Source organism: Streptomyces sp. UC4497, from assembly GCF_054871485.1.
On record NZ_JBTYHB010000012.1, the window covers coordinates 152823 to 173874 of the forward strand.

Sequence of the window (21052 nt, forward strand, 5' to 3'; positions counted from 1 at the left end):
CTTTTTGAGTCCGGTGCGTGACCGCGTGGTTACCGTGCTGGACGGTTACCCGCCTTTCCCGGATCCGAACGGCCGCAAACGGCGCGTCGGAGTGCGGGCACCTACAGGGCGTCCGCGCCCCGCTCGCGCAGCGCCTGGCCGTACTGCTGGAGCACCCACAACTCGTTCTGCACCGCGGCCAGTTGGTGGGGGTCGCCGCCCGCGCCGAGGCGGGTGAGCGTGCCCTGGACGTCACGGATGCGGCGGTCGACGGCCCGCTTGCGCACGGTCACCAGCTGCTCCCCCGCGTACGCCTCGTCGACGGTCTTGCGGCGGATGGCCTCGACGGCGAGCTCGGTCACCATCGCCCGCACCGCGTCGTCGGGCGCCGCCTCGCGCACCGCGATCAGGTACTCCTGCGGGTCGTGGACGCCCTGCTCGGCGCCGCCCGCGTCCATGATGGCCTGGCGGACGGCGGCGTACGGGTCGGCCGTGAACTCGTCGACGCCGTACGCGTCGAAGGCCGGGGACACCAACTGCGGGTACTGCAACGCGAGTTTGAGCAGTTCGCGTTCGGTCGTGAACACCGGGTTGCGCAGGGTGAGTGCCGGTCCGCCGAAGGGACGGGCCGTGGTGGCGGCGGGGTCGGCCCCCTGACCGCCGCGCCCGGCGGCCGGCGCGGGTCCGCGGCCACCGCGCTCGCGGGCCCAGCGGGCGAGCTGCCCGACCCGCTTGACCACGAACTGGGTGTCGAGGATGCCGAGCATCCCGGCGAGCTGGACCGCGACCTCGTGCTGCGAGGCGCTGTTCTTGATGCGGGCGACGACGGGCGCCGCCTCGTCGAGCGCGGCGGCGCGGCCCGCCGGGGTCTCCAGGTCGTACCGGCCGACGATCTGGCGGAGCGCGAACTCGAAGAGCGGCGTGCGGGGTTCGACCAGTTCGGCGACCGCGTCGTCGCCCTTGGCGAGGCGCAGGTCGCACGGGTCCATGTTGTCCGGCGCGATCGCGATGTACGTCTCGGCGGCGAACTTCTGGTCGTCCTCGAAGGCGCGCAGGGCGGCCTTCTGGCCCGCCGCGTCGCCGTCGAAGGTGAAGATCACGCGCGCCGAGCCGTTGTCCATCAGGAGCCGGCGGAGGATCTTGATGTGGTCGCCGCCGAACGCCGTGCCGCAGGTGGCGATGGCGGTGGTGACGCCGGCCAGGTGGCAGGCCATCACGTCCGTGTACCCCTCGACGACGACCGCGCGGGAGGACTTGGCGATGTCCTTCTTCGCGAGGTCGATGCCGTACAGGACCTGCGACTTGCGGTAGATCGGCGTCTCGGGCGTGTTCAGGTACTTCGGTCCGTTGTCGTCCTCGCGCAGGCGGCGGGCGCCGAAGCCGACGACCTCGCCGCCGATGTCGCGGATCGGCCACATCAGGCGGCCGCGGAACCGGTCGATGGGGCCGCGGCGGCCCTCCTGGGAGAGCCCGGAGAGCAGGATCTCCTTGTCGCTGAAGCCCTTGCCGCGCAGGAAGCGGGTGAGGTGGTCCCAGCCCGCCGGGCTGTATCCGACGCCGAAGTGCTGGGCCGCGGCCTGGTCGAAGCCGCGCTCCGCGAGGAACTTGCGGCCGATCTCGGCCTCGGGTGACTCCAGCTGGTCGACGTAGAACTGCGCGGCGACCTTGTGCGCCTCGACGAGGCGGATGCGCTCGCCGCGCTGGTGGGTGGGGTTGTACCCGCCCTCCTCGTAGCGCAGCGTGATGCCCGCCTGGGCGGCGAGGCGCTCCACCACTTCGGAGAAGGAGAGGTGGTCGACCTTCATCACGAATGTGATGGTGTCGCCGCCCTCCTGGCAGCCGAAGCAGTGGAACAGGCCCTTACTGGGGCTGACCTGGAAGGACGGGGACTTCTCGTCGTGGAACGGGCACAGACCCTTGAGGTTTCCGCCGCCCGCGTTGCGCAGCTGCAGGTACTCGGACACCACGGCGTCGATCGGGACCGCGTCCCGAACAGCCTTCACGTCCTCGTCATTGATCCTGCCTGCCACGCGGCAATTCTACGGGTGCGGACTGACACTTCCGTCCCGGCACCAGAAGATCAACTCACTGCTCCAGAAGATCACCGAGCGGAACCGACGGGTCCGAGAGGCGTTCGACCCCGGGCCTGGCCCCGGACCTGATCAGCCGCTGGATCTGCTCCGTGACGTCCCACACATTCACGTTCATCCCCGCGAGGACCTGGCCGTCCTTCAGCCAGAACGCGATGAACTCGCGCTTGCCCGCGTCCCCGCGCAGCACCACCTGGTCGTACGAGCCCGGGGGCGCCCAGCCCGAGTACTCCAGGCCCAGGTCGTACTGGTCGGAGAAGAAGTACGGCACGCGGTCGTAGCTGACGTCCTTGCCGAGCATGGCGCGGGCCGCGGCAGGGCCGCCGTTCAGCGCGTTCGCCCAGTGCTCGACGCGCAGCCGGTCGTCGAAGAGCGGGTGCCGGACCGCCGCCACGTCGCCCGCGGCGTAGATGTCGGGGTCGGAGGTGCGCAGCGTCGCGTCCACGGCGATGCCGCCGCCGTGCGCCCGGTCGGCGAGCTCCAGGCCCGCGGCCTCGGCGAGCCCGGTGCGCGGGGCGGCGCCGATCGCGGCCAGCACGTCGTGGGCGGGGTGCTCCTCGCCGTCGTCGGTGAGGGCGGCGAGGACCATGCCGTCCTGGCCGGTGATCTCGGTGAGCCTGGCGCCGAAGTGGAAGCGGACGCCGTGGTCGCCGTGCAGCTCGGCGAAGATCTGGCCGACCTCGGGGCCGAGCACGGAGTGCAGCGGCGTGGCCTCGGGCTCGACGATGGTGACCTCCGCGCCGTACTCACGGGCGGCCGCGGCGACCTCCAGGCCGATCCAGCCGGCGCCGGCGATCACCAGGTGGCCGTTGTCCCTGCCGAGCGAGGCGAGTACGCCCTTGAGGCGCTCGGCGTGGGCGAGGCGGCGCAGGTGGTGGACGCCCGCGAGGTGGGTGCCGGGGATGTCGAGGCGGCGCGGCTCGGCTCCGGTGGCGAGGAGCAGCTTGTCGTAGCGGACGACGGTGCCCTCGCCGAGCAGCACGGTCTTCTCCGTGCGGTCGATCGTGGTGACCGTCTGGCCGAGGTGCAGCTCGATGTCGTTGCTCGCGTACCAGGCCGGTTCGTGGACGAAGACGCTGTCGCGGTCCTCCTTGCCCTGGAGGTAGCCCTTCGACAAGGGCGGCCGTTCGTACGGGTGGTCCCGTTCGTCACCGATGAGGATCACCCGGCCGGTGAACCCCTCCGAGCGAAGTGTCTCGGCGGTCTTGGCTCCGGCGAGCCCTCCCCCGACGATGACGAACGTCTGGTCCGCGTCGACCACTTGATGCCTCCTCATTGCCATGCCGTCATATGCGAGCGTCCCGCACGCAGCGTAATGCGGGAAGGGGGCGTGGCCCGATCAGGGCATCTTTTCGTCACGCCCAGTGGTCGCGTCTCCCTCTCGATGATGCCCGGCGACGGTAAGCCGCGCGTGAAGGGAACGGGCCGAGGCGTCGGTCAGGGAGGCGATCTGATCGACGATCACCCGCTTCTTCGCGCGGTCGTCGGGCGCCGCGTCGAAGAGGGCGCGGAACTGCGGGTCGAGGCCGTCGGGCGCGCGGGCGACGAGCGCCTGCGCCAACTCGGCGACCACGATGCGCTGATCGGCCCGGAGCCGCTCCTGCTGGGGGCGCTGCATCACATACCGGTCGGCGACCGCCTTGAGCACCGCGCACTCGTACCGGGCGGCGCGCGGGACCACCAGCTCGGCCCCGTACCGTGTCAAACGGCCCGTGCCGTGTCTCGCGCGTGTCGCGGCCTCGGCGGCGAGGCAGAAACGCCCGATCAGCTGGCTGGTCGCGTCCTTCAGCCCGGCCTGGGCGACCGCCGTGCCGTCGTAGCCGTGCGGCCACCACTCCTGGTCGAGGAGGCGGTCGAGGGCGGCGGAGAGCTCGGCGGGATCCGTGTCCTCGGGAACGTAGCGGCCGATGGCGACGGCGAAGATGTCGGCGCGCTCGGGCTCGGCGTGCAGCACGTTCGGATCCAAGTGTCCCGCGTGCAGGCCGTCTTCGAGGTCGTGCACGGAGTACGCCACGTCGTCCGACCAGTCCATGACCTGCGCCTCGAAGCAGGTGCGGCGGCCGGGAGACGTCTTCCTGATCCAGTCGAAGACCGGGCGGTCGTCCTCGTAGACCCCGAATTTCAGCGACTCGGGGTCACTGGGGTGCTCGCCGCGCGGCCACGGGTACTTCGTCGCGGCGTCCAGGGCGGCCCGCGTCAGGTTCAGGCCTACGCTGGTCAGCTCGCCGGAACTGTCGCTGCGCGCGAAGCGCTTGGGCTCGATGCGGGTCAGCAGGCGCAGCGACTGCGCGTTCCCCTCGAAGCCGCCGCAGTCCTCCGCCACCTCGTTGAGCGCCTGCTCGCCGTTGTGCCCGAAGGGCGGGTGGCCCAGGTCGTGCGAGAGGCAGGCCGTCTCGACGAGGTCGGGGTCGCAGCCGAGCGCGGCGCCCAACTCCCGCCCCACCTGCGCGCATTCGAGGGAGTGCGTGAGCCGTGTGCGCGGGCTCGCGTCCCAGTGGTGGCCGAGGGTGCCGGGCGTGACGACCTGGGTCTTGCCCGCGAGGCGGCGCAGCGCCGACGAGTGCAGCACCCTGGCCCGGTCGCGCTGGAACGCCGTGCGCCCCGGGCGCTTGTCGGGCTCGGGGGCCCAGCGCTCGACCGCCACCTCGTCGTATGTGTCGCTGCCTTCCATGTCCTGACAGTAAGGGCAGCCACCGACAACCGGGGCTTGTGATGGCTCAGACGGATGCGGTCTGCGCCACAGGGGCGTACGCGGTGGTGGCCGGGGCCCGGTCGTAGCGGTGCAGGACGAGGCGGGCCAGGGACGGGTGGGTGCCGAGCGGGGCCGCGGCGATGCCGGGTGCGGCCGCGGCGGTCTCCGTGGCGAAGCGGCCGGGGGCGGTGAAGTAGGAGGCGACGGCGATCCGGTCGCGGCCGCGTGCGGCGAGGGAGCGCGCGGCCGTGGCGACGTCGGGGGCGGTGGCGGAGGCGTATCCGGCTACGACGGGGACGCCGAGGCGGTCGGCGAGGAGCGCGGCCGTGCGGCGGACGTCGTCGGCAGCATGCGGGTCGCGGGATCCGGCGGCGGCGAGGACGACTCCGGAGCGGCGGCGGTCACGGTCGGTGGACCGCTCGGGCCAGCCGGCCTCGACGAGCCGGTCGTGGAGGGCGTCGACGAGCAGCGGGTGCGGGCCGAGCGGGTCCGCGACGCGGGTGCGCAGGTGCCCGGCGGCGTCGGCGGCCCGCGGCAGATCGTGCTTGACGTGGTGGCCGCGGGAGAGGAGCAGCGGCACGAGGACGGCCCGGCCGGCGGGCAGGTCGGCGAGGGTGTCGCTCAGCAGCGGCTCGTTGAGCTCGATGTGGCCGAGGCGGACGGTGAGGCCGGGGCGTCGCTCGCGTATCCGCTCGACGAGCGCGGAGACGGTGGCGAGGGCCCGTGGGTCGCGGCTGCCGTGCGCCACGAGCACGAGGGCGGGCGGCTGCCGGTGCCCGCGCAGCGGGGACACGTGACTGAGTCTGCTGCCGAGCTGGTCGCTGATCATGGTGAGGAGTCCCGCCGTGCCGACTGTGTGATCCAGGTAGGTCGTGCCGTGGTCCTTGGGGCCGTACGACTCGTCCGTCATGAACAGATCGTGCCGGTCCCCGGTTGCCGGGCTGTTGCCGCGCGGTGACGGGTGGTTGCCGGTCCTTCACGGGGCGGGTCGCGCGGCGGTGAGCAACCACGCGGCCGCGCCGCGCGTCTCCTGTCAGCACCGAGCCACGCCTGCCCCGGGGGTCCCGAATGCGTCTGCCACGTCCACGCCTGCCACGTACCAGGAGGGCGCAGCGCAGGACGGTGCAGGCGGTGATGGCGGCCTGTGTGCTGGCGCTGCTGCCGGCGACCTGGCTGTTCGTGTCGACCGGGGACCGGCTGCGGACGGTGGCGGACGCGCCGCGCGGCGAGGTGGCGGTGGTGTTCGGGGCGGGCCTGTGGAACGGGGAGCCCTCGCCGTACCTGGCGCACCGGCTCGACGCGGCGGCCGAGCTGTACCGCACGGGAAAGGTCCGTGTGCTCCTGGTCACGGGCGACAACAGCCGCGAGGAGTACGACGAACCCGACGCCATGCGCGCGTACCTGACCCGCCACGGGGTGCCGTCCCGGGCCGTCGTCAGCGACTACGCGGGTTTCGACACCTGGGACTCCTGCGTCCGCGCGAAGAAGATCTTCGGCGTCGACCGCGCCGTCCTGGTCACCCAGGACTTCCACGCGCGGCGCGCGGTGGCGCTGTGCGAGGCCGCGGGCGTCTCCTCGTACGGGATCGGGGTCGCCGAACCGCACGACGTGACCTGGTACGCGGGCGGGGCGCGGGAGACGCTCGCGGCGGCGAAGGCGGCGCTCGATGTGGTGGTGCGGCCTGATCCGCACTTCCTGGGGCGCGAGGAGCGGGGCGTGCGCGAGGCCCTGGGCGCGACCTCACGCCGTCCGTAGGACGGCCGGGAGATGCTCGTTCCGGCTACGTAACCTCCAGGCGCGCCGACCGGCAACACACCCGGCGCACCCTCAGGGGCATGCTCAACACCACGGCGACGCCCACCCACTGCCCGTACTGCGCCCTGCAGTGCGGCATGAACGTGCTGCCCGGTACCGAAGCCCCCACGGTCGAGGGCCGCGCGGAGTTCCCGGTCAACCAGGGCGCGCTGTGCGGCAAGGGGCAGAGCGCCGCCTCCGTGCTCTCCTCCCAGGTGCGGCTCACGGAGCCACTGGTCCGCAGCCCCGCCACCGGTCGGCTCACACCCGCCACCTGGGAGGAGGCCCTGGACAAGGTCGCGGACGGTCTGGCACGCGCGCGTACCGGGCACGGTCCGGACGCGTGCGGCGTGTTCGGTGGTGGTGGCCTGACGAACGAGAAGGCGTACGCGCTGGGCAAGTTCGCCCGCATCGTGCTCGGCACGTCGCAGATCGACTACAACGGCCGGTTCTGCATGTCGTCGGCGGCGGCCGCCGGGCAGAAGGCGTTCGGCCTGGACCGGGGTCTGCCGTTCCCGCTGGAGGACATTCCGCGTACGGGCTGCGTGATCCTGGTCGGCTCGAACCTCGCCGAGACCATGCCCCCGGCCCTGCGCTACCTCAGCGAACTCAAGGCCAACGGCGGCACGTTGATCGTGATCGACCCCCGCCGCACCCGCACCGCGGACCAGGCGGACCTGCACCTGGCGCCCCGCCCCGGCACGGACCTGGCGCTCGCGCTCGGGATGCTGCACCTGGTGGTGGCGGAGGGCCGGGTCGACGAGGAGTACGTACGCGGCCGTACGCAGGGGTGGGAGGAGGCCCGGTCGGCGGCGATGGCGCACTGGCCGGAGTACGTGGAGCGGGTCACGGGCGTGCCGGTGCCCCAACTGCGCGAGGCGGTCGGCATGTTCACGGCGGCCGAGCGGGCGATGGTCCTCACCGCGCGCGGGCCCGAGCAGCAGTCCAAGGGCACGGACACGGTCGGCGCGTGGATCAACCTGGCGCTCGCGACGGGGCGGCCGGGCACGCCGTACTCCGGTTACGGGTGCCTGACGGGTCAGGGCAACGGTCAGGGCGGCCGCGAGCACGGCCAGAAGGCGGACCAGCTGCCCGGCTACCGCAAGCTCACGGATCCGGCGGCGCGGGCGCATGTGGCGGAGGTCTGGGGCGTGGACCCGGACACGCTGCCGGGCCCTGGCCGGTCGGCGTACGAGCTGCTCGACGCGCTGGGCGGTGACATCCGGGCGCTGCTGCTGATGGGCTCGAACCCGGTGGTCTCGGCGCCGCGCGCGGCGCACGTCGAGTCCCGGATCCGTTCGCTGGACTTCCTGGCCGTCGCCGATGTCGTCCTCTCCGAGACCGCCGAACTGGCCGACGTGGTCCTGCCGGTGACGCAGTGGGCCGAGGAGACGGGCACGGTGACGAACCTGGAGGGGCGGGTGCTGCTGCGGCAGCGCGCCCTTACACCCCCTCCGGGGGTGCGTACGGACCTTTATGTCCTCCAGGAACTCGCGGCCCGTCTCGCGCCCGACCTGGAGAAGGGCTTCCCGACGGATGCGCGGGAGGTGTTCGACGAGTTGCGGCGGGCGTCGGCGGGCGGTCCCGCGGACTACTCCGGGATCAGCTACGACAGGCTGGCCGAGGGGGACGGGATCTTCTGGCCGTACTCCTCGGACGACGCGGTCGCCGAGCCCGGTGGGTCCGGGACGCCGCGGCTCTTCCTCGAACGGTTCGCCACGGAGGACGGGCGGGCGCGGTTCGTGCCGGTGGCGCATCGGCCCGCGGCGGAGGAGCCGGACGCGGAGTATCCGCTGTATCTGACGACGGGGCGGGTCGTGGCCCAGTACCAGTCCGGGGCCCAGACGCGGCGGGTGCCGGAGCTCAACAAGGCGGCGCCCGGGGCGTTCGTGGAGCTGCATCCGCGGCTCGCGGGGCGGCTCGGGGTCGGGCAGGGGGACGTGGTCGCGGTGACGTCGCGCCGTGGCCGGGTCGAGGCGCCGGCGCGCCTCACCTCCACGATTCGCCCGGACACCCTCTTCATGCCGTTCCACTGGCCGGGGGCGGGGCGGGCCAACACGTTGACCAATCCGGCGCTCGACCCCACGTCCCGGATGCCGGAGTTCAAGGTGTGTGCGGTGCGGGTGGAGCGGGTGGGGTGACGGTGCTGCGCAGCACCGGTTCCGTGTCACCTGCGGCGGGGCGGGGGCCGTCGTGCGTGGTGCGCGGCACCGGGGTCTCGCCAGGTCGGCCGGGGCCGGGCCTCTCGTAACTGGTGCGCGGCACCGGGGTCTCGCCAGGTCGGCCGGGGCCGGGCCTCTCGTAACTGGCGCGCGGCACCGGCCGCCGCCTTGTCCGGGGCCGGGCCCCTCACAACTGGTGCGCCGCACCGGGGACTCGCCACGTCGGCCGGGGCCGAACCCCTCGTAACTGGTGCGCCGCACCGGGCGCCGCCTTGCCCACCCTGCCGCCCAAGGCGGCAGATTGCCCAAGGCGGGGGCGGCCACACGTGGACCTGCGCGGCAAGTTGCCCCGGTCGGACGGCGGCCACCCGTAGGCCCAGGCGGCAAGTTGCCCCGGGCGGGGCGGGCGCCCCGTCGGGCCGACGCCCCCGGAGGGGGCGGGTGGGTGGGAGATGGGCGGGGCAAATCAAGCCGCTTCGGCAGGTGGGTAATTCGAGGCGTACGGCGGGTGGGCCAATCAAGCCCCTGCGGCAATTGAGCAGCGGGGCCGGGGCGGAGCCCCGAGGCCGTAACGCCGGTTCGGCACATCCAGCCCCGCCGGCGTTTGAGGCGCGGGGGCCGGGGCGGAGCCCCGTGGCGTAGGGGGACGACTACCGGGGGCGGAGACCCGTGGCGTGGGCAAGCCCTCCCCTTGGGCGGAGCCCCGTGGCGTGGGCGAAGGTGACCCGGTCCTTCACAGGGCCGACACCGCGGATCCATGGACTCCATTTGTCATGACCGCCTAAAACTGAACCAGCGTCAGGAAGCCGTCGCCGCCGCTCGTCTCACCATCCCCACGGAGCCGCCTGATGAGACACATACGGGCCACCACCCTGGCCACCCTCCTCGCCGCCACCCTCGCCCTCGCCCCCACGGCGACCGCGGCCCCCACCACCGCCGAGGCCACCTCCGTACGGGACGTGATCACCGACCCCGACGGGACCCGGCACACCCGTTACGACCGTACGTACGGTCAACTCCCCGTACTCGGCGGGGACTTCGTCGTGCACCAGGCCGCGGACGGCACGTACGAGGGCACCGACCGCGCCGTCTCCGGCAGCGTCTCCGTGCCGAGCACCACGCCCCGCCTCTCCGCCCCCAAGGCCGCGGACCTCGCCACGACGCTCCTGCGCGAGGCCAACCCCGGCAGGGTGCTGCACAGCCTCATGGCCAAGCCGCAGCTCGTCGTGGACGCCCTGCACGGAAGCCCCAAACTGGCCTGGCGGACGACCGCCGCCGCGAAGGACTCGCTCGGCAACCCCATGGCCCGCACGGTCCTCACCGACGCCACCACCGGCGCCGGGATCGACTCCTGGGACAGCCTCGAAACCGCCACCTCCACCACGGCCACGGGCGACGGCCGCTCCCTCTACTCCGGCACCGTCCCCCTCACCACCACCCGCGCCTCCTCCGGCGACTACCGGCTGGACGACTCCACCCGCGGCAACACGTACACCGGCGACGCCGCCAACAAGACCGACACCTGCATCCTCGGCATCTGCCTGGAGCGCGCCCCCGCCAAGGTCTACAAGGACGCCGACAACCACTGGGGCACCGGAAAGGCCGCGGACCGGAGCACCGCCGCCGTCGACGCCCAGTACGGCACCGACCAAACGTGGGACTACTACAAGGACGTCCACGGCCGGATCGGCATAGCCGACGACGGCAAGGGCTCGTACAACCGCGTCCACTACGGGAAGAGCTACAACAACGCCTTCTGGGACGACAATTGCTTCTGCATGACGTACGGGGACGGCGACGGCAAGACGTTCGGCCCGCTCGTCGCCCTCGACGTCACGGGCCACGAGATGTCCCACGGCGTCACCTCGTCCACCGCGGCCCTCACCTACTCCGGCGAGTCCGGCGGCCTGAATGAAGCCACCTCCGACATCTTCGGGACGCTCGTCGAGTTCCACGCGAAGAACGACTCCGACCCCGGCGACTGGCTCATCGGCGAGAAGATCGTCAAGCCCGGCGCGAAGACGGCGGCGCTGCGCTTCATGGACAGGCCGAGCCGGGACGGCAAGTCGGCGGACTGCTGGAACTCCAAGGTGGCCGGCCTGGACGTGCACTACTCCTCCGGCGTCGCGAACCACTTCGCGTACCTGCTCGCGGAGGGCAGCGGCCCGAAGACGATCGGCGGCGTCCGCAACGACAGCCCTACGTGCGACAAGTCGAAGCTCACCGGCATCGGCAAGGAGAAGCTCGGCAAGATCTGGTACCGCGCGCTGACCGTCTACATGACGTCCTCGACGGACTACAAGGGCGCGCGCACGGCGACGCTGAAGGCCGCCAAGGACCTGTACGGGGCGGACGGCAAGGAGTACGCGGCGGTGGCGGCCACCTGGTCGGCGGTGGCGGTGAACTGACCGGTCGTCACTCGCACGCCCGCCTCCGTCACCCGGTCGCACGCATCAGGAGGCGGGCGGCCACGACTGGCACTTACCTCGACCTTGGCAGGGCGCGCCCGACGCCCGCGAAGGAGCTTGGACGATGCGCGTGCGCAGGGGCATGGGCCGACCGCTGACCGCGGCGGCGTTCCTCACCACCGCGGCCACGACGGCGCTGCTCGCCGTCGCCGCCCCCGCGACCGCCGCGCAGGGCGGCCTGGAGATCTACCCGGCGACGGCCGCCCCGGGCGACCGGGTCACGGTGGGCACCACCGCGTGCGGCGGGAGCGACACGGCGACCGGTGACGCCAGCGCGGTCGGCGCGGGCACCTTCACGCTGGCGCCGGCCGCCCCGAACGCCTCGAACGCCACAGGCCGCTTCCGGATCCCGGTCTCCGCGCAGCCGGGAACGTACGAGATCGTCGCGAAGTGCGCGGGCGGCCCCGAGGTGACGGGCGACCTCATCGTCTCCGTGACCGGCACCGGCACCTCCGTGGCCCAGCTCCCCAAGGGGCACGTGAACACGGGCGTCGGCGGCGCGCTCGGCCCCGAACCCACGCGGACCTCCGCCGGCGTCGCGGCGCTGGCGCTTGCCGCCGCGGGCGGCACCTGGCTGCTGCACCGCAGGGCGCGCGGCGACCGCATCTGAGCCCGGGGCGCCCCCTCTCTCCCCGCCCGGCTCCCGGAGAACCGCCCCGCGAGCCGGTGAAGAACCGCCCCATGAAGAACTGCGAGGAACCCCAGCCCCCATGCGCACCCCCAAGCGCACCGGCACGCACACGCGCCCGCGCCCGCGCGCCACGAACCGCGTCAACGCGACCATAGGAGCAGCCACCGCCCTGGCCCTCGCCGCCGGCGCCTGGCTCCTGGCCGGCGGGGCGGAGGGGCAGCCGCCGCCCCAGCCGTCCGCCGCACAGGCCCACGTCGACACCGGCCGCGAACCACCGGCCGCCGCTCCCCTGGCCCCGTCCCCGCCGGACCGCATCCGCATCCCGTCGATCGAGGTCGACGCCCCTCTGATGGGCCTGGACCTGACCCGCTCCGGCAGCCTCGACGTGCCTCCGGCCGGCAACAAGAACCTCGCGGGCTGGTACGAGGCGGGCACCAAGCCCGGAGAGACGGGTACGGCGGTGGTCGCGGGCCACGTCGACAACGCGCGCGGCCCGTCCGTCTTCTACGCCCTGGGCTCGCTGAAGCGCGGCCGCACGATCGAGGTGGAACGGCGGGACGGTTCGGCGGCGGTGTTCACGGTGGACGCGGTCGAGGTGTACGACACGAAGCACTTCCCCGACGCGAAGGTGTACGGCGCGGCCCGCCGACCCGAACTCCGGGTGATCACCTGCGGCGGCCCGTACTCACGCAAGACGGGCTATCAGGGGAACGTCGTCGTCTTCGCGCACCTGACGGGCAGCCGCTGACCACCGACCGCAACAATGCGGCTCACGCCACCCACTGCTCGTACGCCATCTTCACCACCAGCGCGCACACCACCGTCAGCAGCACCACCCGCACGAACCCGGCGCCCCGCTTCAGCGCGGTGTGCGCGCCCACCATGCCGCCCGCCAGGTTGAACACCGCCATCAGGCCCGCGAGCTGCCAGTACACCTGGCCCTTCCAGGCGAACATCGCCAACGCGCCCGCGTTGGTGCAGCAGTTGACGATCTTCGCGGTGGCGGAGGCGGTGACCAGGTCGAGGTGGAGGATCGCGGTCAGGGCGAGGACCAGGAACGTACCGGTGCCCGGTCCGATCAGGCCGTCGTAGAAGCCGATGCCGAGGCCCGCGAAGCCGATGGCCGCCCAGATCCGGCGGGGCGAGGCGGGGACCGCCGTCGGCGCCGTGCCGAACGCCGGGCGGAAGATCACGAACGCGCCCACCGCCACGAGCACCACCATCACGATGGGCTTCAGCACCTCCGTGCTCATGCCCGTCGCGAGCAGCGCCCCGAAGGTCGATCCGGCGAGGGCCGCGACGCCGATGCGTACAGCGAGCCGTACGTCGACGGGGGCCTTGCGGGCGTAGGTGACGGCGGCGCCGGTGGTGCCGACGATGGCGACGGCCTTGTTGGTGCCGAGGGCGTGGCCCGCCGCGGCGGAGTTCGGCAGACCGAGGAGAAGGGCCGGGAGCAGGAGCAGTCCGCCGCCGCCCACCACCGCGTCGACCCAGCCCGCCGCGAGCGCGGCGATGCACAGCACGACGACGGTGGTCAGGGATATGTCAGGCATGATCGGGACTCTACGGATCCGCCGCCTGCACGGCCCACGGCCCCCTGGAAGGCTGAGGTTGATCTGAGGGTTCCGTACCGGTATGTGGGACGGCCCGGTCGGGGGCCGGGGGCGCCGCCGGTTCGACGGTGAGCGCGAGGCACGCCGCGACCACGGCGCTGGCCGAGGCGAGCCCGGCGGTGAGCCTGCGGCGGGCCTGGATCGTGGGGGCGTGTGCGGTGCGGGTGGGTCTGGTGTGGCGGCCCATGGCGGTGTGTCTTCTCTTCTCCGGTAGACGGGGCGGGTGGGGCGCGTCAGTACGTGAAGGACTCCGCGTGGATGCGGTTCTCGGGGACGCCGGCCCGGGTCAGTGCCGCCGTCGCCGTCTGCGTCATTCCGGGCGGGCCGCACAAGTAGACGTCGTGGTCGGCGAGTTCGGGCACGAGGTCGCGCAGGGCCCCCGGGGCCAGGGAGTCGAAGGCCGCGCCCGAGGGGCCGAGGAGGTAGTGCAGGGCCGCCTTGCGGGTGCGGGCGATGGCCTCCAACTCCTCGCGCAGGACCAGCTGTTCGGCGTTGCTCGCGCGGTAGAGGAGTGTGATGTCCCCGGGTTCGCCGGGGAGCGTCTCGAACAGCGCCCGCAGCGGCGTGATGCCCACTCCCCCGGCGAGCAGCAGCACCTTGCGCCGGGTGCGGCGGTGCGCCGTGAGCGCGCCGAACGGTCCGGTCGCGACCACCCGCACCCCGGGCCGCAGCCTCCGTACCCGCCGGGTGTGGTCTCCGACGGCCTTCACGGTGATCCGGATGTGGTCTCCGTCGACCGGCGCGGACAGGGAGAACGGCAGCGCCGTGTGCCACAGCCGCCGCGTCAGGAACCGCCAGCGCAGGAACTGGCCCGGTTCCGCACGCAGTCGGCCCAGGTCGGTGCCGCGCATCAGGACCGAGGCGACGCCGGGGCCCTCCTGCCGTACGTCGACGATCCGCAGCCGGTGCCGCAGCGCCTGCCGCACCGGCACGACCAGCCGGTACCAGACGAGCAGCACCGCGACGACTGCGTGCAGCAGCGACCACAGTCCGAGGCTGAGCGCATTGGACGCGATGTCGGGTCCGGACAGCTGGTGGGCGAAGGCCAGCGCGGCGGCGATGTACGTCAGCAGGTGCAGCCCACGCCACGCGCCGTGCCCGACGCGGCGGCGGACGGCGCGGGCGCTGCTCACGCCGACCGCGGCGAACAGCGCGGTGCCGGCCGCGGCGGCGGCGAGCCCCGGGTAGCCGAGCAGTTCGGTGACCGTGCCGACCAGGTCGGTTCCGGTGTGCGCCGCGTACCCGCACAGGGCGAGCAGGACGTGGGCGGCGCAGAGGGTGAGGACGTGGCGGCCGCCGCGCGCGTGGTGGCGGGCGAGCCGGTCGGCGCCGATGCCGTGTTCGACGGCGGGCACCCGGGCCATGAGGAAGAGCATGACCAGGATTCCGTACCCGGCGAGCAGTCCGGTCAGATGGGCGCCGGTCGTGAACAGCGCGTCGATCCGTGCCGAGGGGCGGACCTGCGCCATCCACAGGGCGGTCACGAGCAGCGCGCCCGCGCGGATCCCGGCCCGCAGCTGGTACGCGGTGAGCCGGGCGGGCGCGGCGGGCCGCACGCGGGGTGCCCTGCGGGGGCGCGGCGGGATCGGCGGGGCCTTGCGGCGCGGCTCGGTCTGCCTGCGGTAGGACGCCAGAGCGGGGTAGCGGGCGAGTTCGGGATCGACGGCCTTGGTGGTCACGACCGGCACACTAGGTTCCGAGGGGACCGGATTTCGGCTGGTCAGCGCCGTACGGCCGATCCTTAAGGCGCTCTTGAGGGCGGACTGAACACGGGTTAAGCCATCGGCGGCGAACCGCCCCTCACAGGCCCGCCGCCGCGCCCGTACGGAACCCTCACACCGTCACCCGCCCCCCGCTGAGCGCAGCGTTCCTCGTGGGAAACGAAGGAGACGCCACCGAGAAACACCCGCCCCGCACGCTGCGAAGCATGACCGCACCGTACGAGCACGACGACGCCACGACCGGCCCCGGCCGCGTCGTCGTCATCGGCACCGGCCTCGCCGGGACCCGTATCGCCCACCGCCTGGGCGAGCGGGCCATGCTGATCGGCGAGGAGACGCACGCCCCGTACAACCGCGTGCTGCTCGCGGAGGTGCTGGCCGGGACGTACGCGCCGGAGGTCATCGAGCTGCCCCGCGCCACCGGGCCGCACCTGCGCACCCGCGCCGTCCGCATCGACCGCGAGCGGCGGCTCGTGCAGTGCGAGAACGGGGACGAGGTCGGCTACGACACCCTCGTCCTCGCCACCGGCTCGAACCCGGTACTGCCTCCGCTGCGCGGCCTGTTCGCGCCCGATGCCACCGAACTGCCGGGCGGCGTCCACGCGTTCCGCACGATGGACGACTGCCTGGCGCTGACCGAGGCCGTCACCGATGGCACCCGCGCCGTCGTCATCGGCGGCGGCCTCCTCGGGGTCTCGGCGGCCCGCGCGCTCGCCCGACGCGGCGCGCAGGTGGTCCTCACCCAGCAGTCCGAGCGGCTGATGGAGCGCCAGCTCGACCCGGGCTCCTCCGAACTCGTCCGCCGCCATCTCACCGCGCTCGGCGTGGAGATCCACACCGAGTGCCGGGTGCGCGGCGTCGGCGTCGTCGACGGACACGTACGCCGCGTCGAGCTGCACGACGGCTACGTGCTCGGCACCGATGTCACCGTCCTCGCCTGCGGCGTCCGACCGCGCGCCGGTCTCGCGCAGGCCGCGGGGCTCGACGTCCGCAAGGGGATCGTCGTCGACGACGAGCTGCGCACCAGCGATCCCCGCATCCGGGCGGTCGGCGACTGCGCCCAGCACGCCGACACCGTCTACGGCCTCGCGACCCCGGCCCTGGAACAGGCCGACGCGCTCGCCGACCTGCTGACCGGGTCCGACGCGGCGCACCCCGGGTACACCGGCACCCGCACCCTGACCCGGCTCACGCTCCCTCACGAGGCAGGTCCGCTGGACCTCGCCGCGTTCGGCGAGACCGAGGCGCTGCCCGGCGACGACGTCGTGCAGCTCGCCGACGCCACCCGCGGCACGTACCGGAAGGTCGTCGTGCGCGGCGACCGGCTCGTCGGCGGGGTGCTGATCGGGGAACTGGCCACGGTCGGCGCGCTCGCACACGCCTGGGAGTCCAACGAATCGCTGCCCGCCGACGACGCTGTCGGCGCGCCTCTGCTGCACCTGCTCACCCACGACGGAGGCCTCTGACATGCCGACCGACAAGGCACTGCCCACGATCGTCCTCATCGGCCACGGCATGGTCGGCCAGCGTTTCCTCGAGGCCGCCGCCGAGCGCGGGCTCACGGACTCGCACCGCGTGGTCGTCCTGTGCGAGGAGCCGCGTCCCGCCTACGACCGCGTGCACCTCACCTCGTACTTCTCGGGCACCACGCCCGAGGAACTCTCCATGACGGACCCGGAGTTCATCGAGAAGCACGGCATCGAGCTGTACGTCGGCGACCCCGCCGTGGTCGTCGACCGCGAGTCCCGCGTCGTGCACGCACGCTCCGGCCTCAAGGTGCCCTACGACACGCTGGTGCTTGCCACCGGCTCGTACCCGTTCGTCCCGCCGGTGCCCGGCAAGGACGCGACCGGCTGCTTCGTGTACCGGACGATCGAGGACCTGTACGCGATCGAGGAGTACGCGAAGAACAACGCGACGGTCGGCGCCGTGGTCGGCGGCGGCCTGCTCGGGCTCGAGGCCGCGGGCGCGCTCCAGGGGCTCGGACTCGCCACGCACATCGTCGAGTTCGCGCCGCGCCTGATGCCGGTGCAGGTCGACGAGGGCGGCGGCGCGGCCCTGCTGCGGACCATCTCGGACATGGGGCTCGACGTGCACACGGGCGTCGGCACCCAGGAGATCGTCACGGACGACGGGGACGCGGTGCGTGGCATGAAGCTGTCGGACGGCAGTGAACTCGCCACCGACCTCGTCGTCTTCTCCGCGGGTGTCCGTCCCCGCGACCAACTCGCCCGCGACATGGGCCTGTCGGTGGGCGAGCGCGGCGGCATCACCGTCGACGAGCGGTGCCGCACCAGCGACCCCGACATCTTCGCGATCGGCGAGTGCGCGCTGGCCTCGGACGGCCGGGTGTACGGACTCGTCGCCCCCGGCTACGAGATGGCGCTCGCGGTCGCCGACACCATCGCCGACGAGGACGCGTCGTTCACCGGCGCCGACCTCTCCACCAAGCTCAAGCTGCTCGGCGTCGACGTCGCCTCGTTCGGCGACGCGCACGGCGCCACCGAGGGCTGCCTCGACGTCGTCTACTCGGACTCGCGCTCGGGCACGTACAAGAAGCTCGTGATCGGCGGCGAGGGCGAGCTGCTCGGCGGCATCCTCGTCGGCGACGCGGAGGCCTACGGGACGCTGCGCGCGCTCACCGGGACCGTGCCGCCGATCGCCCCCGAGCAGCTGGTCCTCCCGGCGGGCGCCGGCGCACCCGCCCAGCTCGGCCCGGAGGCGCTGCCCGACGACGCCGTCATCTGCTCCTGCCACAACGTCACGAAGGGCGCGATCTGCGAGCACACCTCGCTGCCCGAGGTGAAGAAGTGCACCAAGGCCGGTACCGGCTGCGGGAGTTGCGTCAAGCTCATCGGCCAGCTGCTGCCGAAGAGCGGTGACGACGGACTGTGCGGCTGCTTCAAGCACACCCGCGAGCAGCTGTACGAGATCGTGCGCGTCAAGCGGATCACGACGTACGCGCAGCTCCTCGACGAGCACGGCAGGGAGGGTGCGCGCGGCGGCGAGGGCTGCGAGATCTGCAAGCCGACCGTCGGCTCGATCATCGCCTCGCTCGCCCCCTCGATCGGTGCGGACGGCTACGTCCTCGACGGCGAGCAGGCCGCCCTCCAGGACACCAACGACCACTTCCTCGCCAACCTGCAGAAGAACGGCTCGTACTCGGTCGTGCCCCGGATCCCCGGCGGCGAGATCACACCCGAGAAGCTGATCGTGATCGGGGAGGTCGCGAAGGACTTCGGTCTCTACACGAAGATCACGGGCGGTCAGCGCATCGACCTGTTCGGCGCGCGGGTCGATCAACTGCCCATGATCTGGGCGAGGTTGGTGGACGCCGGCTTCGAGTCCGGGCACGCGTACGGCAAGGCGCTGCGGACCGTGAAGTCGTGCGTGGGGCAGACCTGGTGCCGTTACGGGGTGCAGGACTCGGTCCGGATGGCGATCGACCTGGAGCTGCGCTACCGGGGCCTGCGGGCGCCGCACAAGCTGAAGTCGGCGGTCTCCGGGTGCGCCCGCGAGTGCGCGGAGGCCCAGTCGAAGGACTTCGGCGTCATCGCGACCGCGAACGGCTGGAACCTGTACGTGGGCGGCAACGGCGGCATGACGCCGCGTCATGCCGACCTACTGGCCCAGGACTTGAGCGACGCCGAGCTGATCCGGCTCATCGACCGGTTCCTGATGTTCTACATCCGCACCGCCGACCGCCTGGAGCGCACCGCGGCCTGGCTGGAGCGGATCGAGGGCGGGCTCGACCACGTACGGGACGTCGTCGTGCACGACTCGCTCGGCATCTGCGACGAGCTGGAAGCCCTGATGCGGGCGCACGTCGCGCACTACCGCGACGAGTGGGCCGAGACCATCGAGGACCCCGAGCGCCTCTCCCGCTTCGTCTCCTTCGTCAACGCCCCCGACACCCCGGACCCGACGGTCCGCTTCATGCCCGAGCGCGACCAGATCAAGCCCGAGCTGCCGCTGATTCCCCTGGAAGGACTGGCTGTCCGATGACCATCGCTCCTGAACTGACGACCACTCTCGTGCAACTCGACGTGGACGGCGAGCTGTTGGCCGTGTGCGAACCGTCCCGCCTGGACGCGGGGCGCGGGGTCGCCGTCCTGCTGCCCGACGGCCGGCAGGCCGCGGTCTTCATGGACCGCGCGGGCCGCATCTACGCGATCGACAACACCGACCCGTTCACCGGGGCGTCCGTACTCTCGCGAGGACTGCTCGGCTCGGCGGAGGGGCGGCCGTTCGTGGCCTCACCCTTGCTGAAGCAGCGGTTCGACCTGGAGACGGGGCGGTGCCTGGACGACGACGAGGTCACCGTCCGGACGTACGCGGTGCGTTGACACCGCCCGCACGGCGCCGTGACATCAGTCACAGAGAAAACACAGGGATAGAGAGCAACTTTCACAATCTGTCCATATTTCAACTCCAGTAAGCACAGAACACCGCTTACACCCGGACAGAAAGCCCCGCACGGGCGCCCTCGAACCGTCCTAGGATCTCGGACCTCAGCGCTTACACGCGCCTTACTCCGACTTCGAACAGAGGGCGTTCCGTGCAGATCCGTCAGATTCTCGCGACAGCCGCAGTCGCCGCCGTGACCGCTCCGGTGGCGCTGCTGTCCGTCTCTCCGGCGTACGCCGGGACCCAGTCCACCGTGCAGACCCAGGAGAAGTCCTCCATAGCCAAGCTGCGGAAGGCTGTGAAGGAGGCGAGAGCGGCGTACCGCGCGGCCGTCGCCGCCGAGCAGGCCCTGGAGAAGGAGATCGACGCCACGACGGCTCCGGAGCACCCGCTCATGGTCGCCCTCGCCGACGCGAAGAAGGAGGCCGCGGCCGCCGCGAAGGCGAAGGACGACGCCGACGCGGCCGTCGTCGCCGCGGAGCAGAAGCTGGCCGAGGCCAACGCCGGCGAGGACGCTGCCGCCAAGGAGGCCGCCGAGAAGGCGCTCACCGACGCCAAGACCGCAGCGACCGACGCCGCCGCCGCCAAGACCGCCGCCGACGCCAAGGCCACTGCGGCCCAGACGGCCGTCGACGACAACCGGGTCGAGATCCTCCGGAAGCTCGACCAGGCCCAGAAGGACGTCAAGTCCGCGCTCGCCGCGAAGGAAGCCGCCGAGAAGGCCCTCGCCGACGCGAAGGACGAGGCGGGCGAGCCCGGCGAGCCGGAGGAGCCGACGGACCCCGCCGAGTGCTCGGAGGACGCCGCGCTGAACACCACGCTCTCCGGCCTGCCCTCCAAGATCGCCGCCGGTTCCACGGTCGACTTCCGGATGCGCCTGACCAACAACACCAAGCAGACCCTCGACGAGGTGCTGCCGTTCGTGGTCGTGGGTGCGATCGACAAGTCCGACAAGGACATCAGCAGCAAGCTGCACCTCAAGTCCAAGCAGGGCGGCCAGTGGAAGTCCGTCACGGCGGAGGACTACGCGGGCGAGTTCACCAACGTGAAGGCGGGCGCGCACGTCGACCTGCCGCTGCGCCTGTCGATCGACCGCTCGGCCCCGGCCGGCTACGGCGCCAGCCTCGCGCTGGGTCAGTACCTCAACGAGGACATGAGCTGCGGCGTCGGCGACGTCGCCGTGTACGAGTTCACGATCAACCCGGTCGGCGCCGGCAACTCCGACACCCCCGCCGGTGAGGGCAACAAGCCCAAGCCGCAGGGCAGCGCCTCCCCCGTCGCCACTCCCGGCTCGGGCAACGGCTCCGGCACCACGGACGGCTCCCTCGCCTCCACCGGTTCCTCCTCCGCCCTGCCGACGATCGGCCTGGCGGGCGGCGCCGCCGTCGTGCTCGGCGCCGGTGCGGTGTACGTGATGCGCCGCCGCAAGGCCGACGCCAACAACTGAGGCCCACACCGATAGCCGACGTTGGACCGGCACCCCTGCTGGAGGGGG

Annotated in this window: 15 protein-coding genes; 9 read left to right on the forward strand and 6 right to left on the reverse strand. The window is 72.5% G+C overall.

Going from position 1 to position 21052, the window contains the following annotated elements:
- Window positions 1-101: 101 nt before the first annotated feature.
- From dnaG to ACYSUO_RS19240, 4 genes are all read right to left on the reverse strand, one after another.
- Window positions 102-2009 (reverse strand): DNA primase, encoded by a 1908-nt coding sequence (gene dnaG, locus ACYSUO_RS19225; protein WP_461777368.1) that lies wholly within the window; start codon window positions 2007-2009, stop codon window positions 102-104.
- Window positions 2010-2064: 55 nt separating this feature from the next.
- Complete coding sequence (locus ACYSUO_RS19230; protein ID WP_461777369.1) at window positions 2065-3330, reverse strand: NAD(P)/FAD-dependent oxidoreductase; 1266 nt, start codon at window positions 3328-3330, stop codon at window positions 2065-2067.
- A 78-nt stretch (window positions 3331-3408) separates the two neighbouring features.
- Window positions 3409-4740: a deoxyguanosinetriphosphate triphosphohydrolase gene (locus tag ACYSUO_RS19235; RefSeq protein ID WP_461777370.1), complete on the reverse strand. Its 1332-nt coding sequence runs from the start codon at window positions 4738-4740 to the stop codon at window positions 3409-3411.
- Between the two features lie 46 nt (window positions 4741-4786).
- Window positions 4787-5671 carry a sirohydrochlorin chelatase gene (locus ACYSUO_RS19240; RefSeq protein WP_461777371.1) on the reverse strand — a complete coding sequence of 295 codons (885 nt, stop codon included), beginning with the start codon at window positions 5669-5671 and terminating at the stop codon, window positions 4787-4789.
- A 158-nt stretch (window positions 5672-5829) separates the two neighbouring features.
- Between ACYSUO_RS19240 and ACYSUO_RS19245 the strand changes: the two genes are divergently transcribed.
- The 5 genes from ACYSUO_RS19245 (at window position 5830) to ACYSUO_RS19265 (ending at window position 12564) form a co-directional block, all read left to right on the forward strand.
- Window positions 5830-6516 carry a SanA/YdcF family protein gene (locus ACYSUO_RS19245; protein WP_461777372.1) on the forward strand — a complete coding sequence of 229 codons (687 nt, stop codon included), beginning with the start codon at window positions 5830-5832 and terminating at the stop codon, window positions 6514-6516.
- Window positions 6517-6596: 80 nt separating this feature from the next.
- Window positions 6597-8696, forward strand: a complete 2100-nt coding sequence (locus ACYSUO_RS19250) for a molybdopterin oxidoreductase family protein (protein WP_461777373.1) — start codon at window positions 6597-6599, stop codon at window positions 8694-8696.
- Window positions 8697-9565: 869 nt separating this feature from the next.
- Window positions 9566-11125 carry a M4 family metallopeptidase gene (locus ACYSUO_RS19255; protein WP_461777374.1) on the forward strand — a complete coding sequence of 520 codons (1560 nt, stop codon included), beginning with the start codon at window positions 9566-9568 and terminating at the stop codon, window positions 11123-11125.
- A 124-nt stretch (window positions 11126-11249) separates the two neighbouring features.
- Entirely contained in the window at window positions 11250-11795 is a 546-nt protein-coding gene (locus ACYSUO_RS19260) for a hypothetical protein (RefSeq protein WP_461777375.1), read from the forward strand.
- Window positions 11796-11895: 100 nt separating this feature from the next.
- Window positions 11896-12564 (forward strand): class F sortase, encoded by a 669-nt coding sequence (locus ACYSUO_RS19265; RefSeq protein ID WP_461777376.1) that lies wholly within the window; start codon window positions 11896-11898, stop codon window positions 12562-12564.
- Between the two features lie 22 nt (window positions 12565-12586).
- On the opposite strand, the gene ACYSUO_RS19270 is transcribed toward ACYSUO_RS19265, so the two are convergent.
- The gene (locus ACYSUO_RS19270) at window positions 12587-13369 is read right to left on the reverse strand and encodes a sulfite exporter TauE/SafE family protein (protein ID WP_461777377.1); all 783 of its coding nucleotides are present in this window, start codon (window positions 13367-13369) and stop codon (window positions 12587-12589) included.
- 293 nt (window positions 13370-13662) lie between these two features.
- Window positions 13663-15117, reverse strand: coding sequence for a ferredoxin reductase family protein (locus ACYSUO_RS19275; RefSeq protein ID WP_461777378.1), 1455 nt, complete (start codon window positions 15115-15117; stop codon window positions 13663-13665).
- 239 nt (window positions 15118-15356) lie between these two features.
- Between ACYSUO_RS19275 and ACYSUO_RS19280 the strand changes: the two genes are divergently transcribed.
- The 4 genes from ACYSUO_RS19280 (at window position 15357) to ACYSUO_RS19295 (ending at window position 21004) form a co-directional block, all read left to right on the forward strand.
- Window positions 15357-16616, forward strand: a complete 1260-nt coding sequence (locus tag ACYSUO_RS19280; RefSeq protein WP_461777379.1) for an NAD(P)/FAD-dependent oxidoreductase — start codon at window positions 15357-15359, stop codon at window positions 16614-16616.
- A 1-nt stretch (window position 16617) separates the two neighbouring features.
- The gene (gene nirB / locus ACYSUO_RS19285; protein WP_461777380.1) at window positions 16618-19155 is read left to right on the forward strand and encodes a nitrite reductase large subunit NirB; all 2538 of its coding nucleotides are present in this window, start codon (window positions 16618-16620) and stop codon (window positions 19153-19155) included.
- Entirely contained in the window at window positions 19152-19496 is a 345-nt protein-coding gene (nirD, locus tag ACYSUO_RS19290) for a nitrite reductase small subunit NirD (protein WP_461777381.1), read from the forward strand. The genes nirB and nirD overlap by 4 nt, the downstream gene beginning before the upstream one ends.
- 212 nt (window positions 19497-19708) lie before the next feature.
- A complete protein-coding gene (locus ACYSUO_RS19295) occupies window positions 19709-21004 on the forward strand; it encodes an LPXTG cell wall anchor domain-containing protein (protein WP_461777382.1) in 1296 nt (431 codons plus the stop codon).
- Window positions 21005-21052 lie beyond the last annotated feature (48 nt).

Excerpts from the sequence above, each read along its gene's own strand:
- ACYSUO_RS19235 (WP_461777370.1), bottom strand. The coding sequence starts at position 4,740 with ATGGAAGGCAGCGACACATACGACGAGGTGGCGGTCGAGCGCTGGGCC.
- ACYSUO_RS19240 (WP_461777371.1), bottom strand. The coding sequence starts at position 5,671 with ATGACGGACGAGTCGTACGGCCCCAAGGACCACGGCACGACCTACCTG.
- ACYSUO_RS19245 (WP_461777372.1), top strand. The coding sequence starts at position 5,830 with ATGCGTCTGCCACGTCCACGCCTGCCACGTACCAGGAGGGCGCAGCGC.
- ACYSUO_RS19250 (WP_461777373.1), top strand. The coding sequence starts at position 6,597 with ATGCTCAACACCACGGCGACGCCCACCCACTGCCCGTACTGCGCCCTG.
- ACYSUO_RS19255 (WP_461777374.1), top strand. The coding sequence starts at position 9,566 with ATGAGACACATACGGGCCACCACCCTGGCCACCCTCCTCGCCGCCACC.
- ACYSUO_RS19260 (WP_461777375.1), top strand. The coding sequence starts at position 11,250 with ATGCGCGTGCGCAGGGGCATGGGCCGACCGCTGACCGCGGCGGCGTTC.
- ACYSUO_RS19265 (WP_461777376.1), top strand. The coding sequence starts at position 11,896 with ATGCGCACCCCCAAGCGCACCGGCACGCACACGCGCCCGCGCCCGCGC.
- ACYSUO_RS19270 (WP_461777377.1), bottom strand. The coding sequence starts at position 13,369 with ATGCCTGACATATCCCTGACCACCGTCGTCGTGCTGTGCATCGCCGCG.
- ACYSUO_RS19280 (WP_461777379.1), top strand. The coding sequence starts at position 15,357 with ATGACCGCACCGTACGAGCACGACGACGCCACGACCGGCCCCGGCCGC.
- nirB (WP_461777380.1), top strand. The coding sequence starts at position 16,618 with ATGCCGACCGACAAGGCACTGCCCACGATCGTCCTCATCGGCCACGGC.
- nirD (WP_461777381.1), top strand. The coding sequence starts at position 19,152 with ATGACCATCGCTCCTGAACTGACGACCACTCTCGTGCAACTCGACGTG.